The following is a 3106-nucleotide window of genomic DNA, read 5'->3' as shown; positions in this document are numbered from 1 at the left end:
GTATTCGGCTATGCCCAGCATGCACGTGGGGTGGTCGTTGTGGTGTGCGTATGCCGTGTGGTATGCGCTGCGGACCTCCCATCCGCGATCGGCGTCGCTGTCGTGGATCTTTCCGCTGGGTATGGCGACAGTCGTGCTCAGCACGGTGAACCACTACGTGCTCGACATCGCCGGAAGCGCCGTGCTGCTGGTCGTCTCCATCGCTGTCGTATCAGCGTGGGGCCAACTCGCCGAGCGCCGGCGTGCTCGGGATTGAGTGCCTCTCCCAGGCCGATAAGGGATATGCCCGGCGCAGTTCTGGGCTCAGCTCGGTCAACCTGTTCAACCTCGTGCACGACCCGGCGATGCTCTTGGTGGCGTGGGACCGGGTCGCGGGCAACTCCGGGGCCCGGACCGCCGGATCAGACGGCTTGACCGTCGCTGCGATCGAGGCGGAGATTGGGACCCCGCGGTTCCTGGACGACCTGCGCAGCGCGCTGAGGAGTACCGAGCCCGTCGCCAATGTTGATAGTGCGCAGCAGCGGTCATCCCGGTTGCAAGGTCTACGAGACCGCCCAAGGCTGCCATTGCCGACTGATTGCACGATGATGGGAAGCCGCACTCCCGAAGGGACGACCCCCGTGCCTCCTGAGAACCGGCCAAGCGTGGATCGCGCTCACCTGGTGCTGCCGCAGTTGCAACTCGATGATCTGCTCACTGAGCTGCAAGGCCGGCTCGCGACCGTCGTGACCACTCGGGATCGCGTTCGGGGGCTGATCGAGGCGATCGTGTCCATCGGCGGCGATCTCGATCTGGAGGTCGTGCTGCGTCGCATCGTCGAGGCCGCCACCACACTGGTGGACGCCAGGTACGGGGCGCTCGGCGTGATCGGTGAGAGTGACCGTTTGAGCCAGTTCATCACGGTCGGTGTGACCCAGGAGCAGATCGATGCTTTGGAGCATTGGCCGCATGGCCTGGGCATCCTCGGCCTGCTGATCAAGGATCCGCGGCCGATCCGCCTTGCGGATCTTTCCGCGCATCCGGAGTCTTTCGGATTCCCGGACGACCATCCGCCGATGCGGCGTTTCCTCGGTGTGCCGATCCGGGTGCGTGATGAGGTGTTCGGCAATCTCTACCTGACCGAGAAGACCGGTGGTGAGGAGTTCGACGACGACGATGAGCATGTTGTGTCGGCGCTGGCGACTGCGGCGGGTGTGGCCATTGAGAACGCCCGGCTGTATCAGGATGCCAGGCGTCGTGAACGGTGGCTGGAGGCGTCTGCGGAGGTGACGACGGCTCTTTTGTCGGGCACCGAGCCGGGGGAGGTTCTCGACCTGGTCGTGCGGCGCGCTCGGGAGATCTGCGACGCCGACCTGGCGACGGTGGCCTTGATAGGGGAGATTCCGGACGAACTCGTCGTCCGTGCGGCCGACGGCCGGCATGCCGAGGTAGTGGATCAGCTGAGGGAACGGCTCGATGAAGGGATCGCCGGGGAGGTCTTCCGCAGTGGTTCTTCCATGGCTCTGCGGGGCGCCGAGGAGGTGGCGCGCGAGTCCGGGCCGCTGTCACGCGCCCCTGTGCAGTCGGCGTTGTTGGTGCCGCTCGGAGTGGGGGCGGCCGCGCTCGGGGTGTTGTCGGTCGCCAACGGGCCTGGCAGGCCGGGGTTCGGAGATCCGGTTCGGCGGCTGTTGGAGACGTTCGCCGCGCAGGCGGCGATCGCGCTGGAACTCGCCGGGCGACGGCGAGACCACGAGCGGCTGGTCGTTTTGGAAGACCGCGATCGGATCGCCAAGGACCTGCACGACACCGTGATCCAGCGGCTGTTCGCGATCGCGATGATGCTCATGAGCGCCATCAAGATCACTCAGAAGCGGGACGTCGCGGTCCGTGTGCAGCGTGCGGTCGATGACCTGGATGACACGATCCGGCAGATCCGCTCGACCATCTTCGCTTTGCAGGCCTCGCCGGATTCTGAACAGACGTTGCGGTCGCGGTTGTACGGCGTCATCGACAGTGCGGCCGAGAGCCTGGGTTTCGCTCCCGCCGTGCGGCTGGATGGGCTGCTGGACACCGCCGTCGACGAGGTCACGGGTGAGCATTTGGTCGCCGTCCTGCAGGAGGCGCTGTCCAACGTGGCACGTCACGCTCACGCCACCCGGGTCGACGTCACCGTCGTCGCCGGCTCTGATCTGTTGCTGCGGGTCGCCGATGACGGCGTGGGCATCCCCGAGGGAGGGCGACGCAGCGGCCTCAGGAATATGGCCGACCGCGCGAAGAGCCTGGGCGGCGACTTCGAGGCACGGGCTCGTGAGTCCGGCGGAACCATCCTCGAGTGGCGGGTGCCGCTCCAACCGGCCGACGCCTAGCAACCCGGCGAACACGCTCACCTGCATGCTCGGGAGAAGCCTGCGGTGATGGCCGCCAAGACTGTTGCACCTCGCCGACCGAGCCAGGACCAAGGTCCCGTGCGCACTCCTGCTTTCGCCTCTGAGCCGCCCACGCCGTATGGCGTTGGGTAAAGGCAGCCGGAACCGCTCCGGCGCACGGAAGAGGTGAGACGAATGGTAGTCGCCAACCCCCGGCCCGAAACCGGCCACCGCATCCCCTCGACGCACGGAAAGCCGGCGACCGAGTCACCTGCCGCCCGTATCGTGTGGGCCCTTGCCCGGCTGTCGCTGGGCTTTGTGTTCCTCTGGGCGTTCGTGGACAAGCTGTTCGGCCTCGGGCACGAGACCACTGACAAGCAGGCGTGGATCAACGGTGGTCACCCGACGATGGGCTTCCTGAAGTCCGCGGCGGCCGGTCCTTTCAAGGGCTTCTACAACGACATCGCGGGTACCGCGTGGGCCGACTGGCTGTTCATGCTCGGACTCGCGGGCATCGGCACCGCACTGATTCTCGGCATCGGCATCCGACTCGCCGCCGCGGCGGGCGCGGTCATGCTCGTCATGATGTGGAGCGTCGTCCTCCCACCCGAGAACAACGTCTTCATGGACGACCACCTCATCTACGCACTGCTCGTCGTCGGCCTCGCACTCGTCCACGCGGGCGACACGCTCGGGCTCGGCCGCTGGTGGGCTCAGACCAGCCTGGTCCAACGGTTCCCCGTACTGAAGTGACCACCCGG

General features: G+C 66.6%; 3 protein-coding genes. All 3 read left to right on the top strand.

From position 1 onward, the window contains the following. On the top strand, window positions 1–256 hold a 256-nt coding region (locus tag HKK72_RS38015), incomplete at its 5' end, for a phosphatase PAP2 family protein (RefSeq protein WP_187239226.1). A 331-nt stretch (window positions 257–587) separates the two neighbouring features. Next, on the top strand, window positions 588–2345 hold the full coding sequence (locus HKK72_RS38010; RefSeq protein WP_187239227.1) for a GAF domain-containing protein: 1758 nt from the start codon (window positions 588–590) through the stop codon (window positions 2343–2345). A 195-nt stretch (window positions 2346–2540) separates the two neighbouring features. After that, window positions 2541–3098: a DoxX family membrane protein gene (locus HKK72_RS38005; RefSeq protein ID WP_187239225.1), complete on the top strand. Its 558-nt coding sequence runs from the start codon at window positions 2541–2543 to the stop codon at window positions 3096–3098. Window positions 3099–3106 lie beyond the last annotated feature (8 nt).

Origin of the sequence: Actinomadura sp. HBU206391, assembly GCF_014323665.1 — a bacterium.
Taxonomy (GTDB): Bacteria; Actinomycetota; Actinomycetes; order Streptosporangiales; family Streptosporangiaceae; genus Actinomadura_C.
Note: the sequence above shows the minus strand (reverse complement) of the source record. Positions and strands in the feature narration are given on the sequence as shown.

What these genes read in the sequence shown, in the direction of transcription:
- HKK72_RS38010 (WP_187239227.1), top strand. Translation starts at nt 588, where the DNA reads ATGGGAAGCCGCACTCCCGAAGGGACGACCCCCGTGCCTCCTGAGAAC.
- HKK72_RS38005 (WP_187239225.1), top strand. Translation starts at nt 2,541, where the DNA reads ATGGTAGTCGCCAACCCCCGGCCCGAAACCGGCCACCGCATCCCCTCG.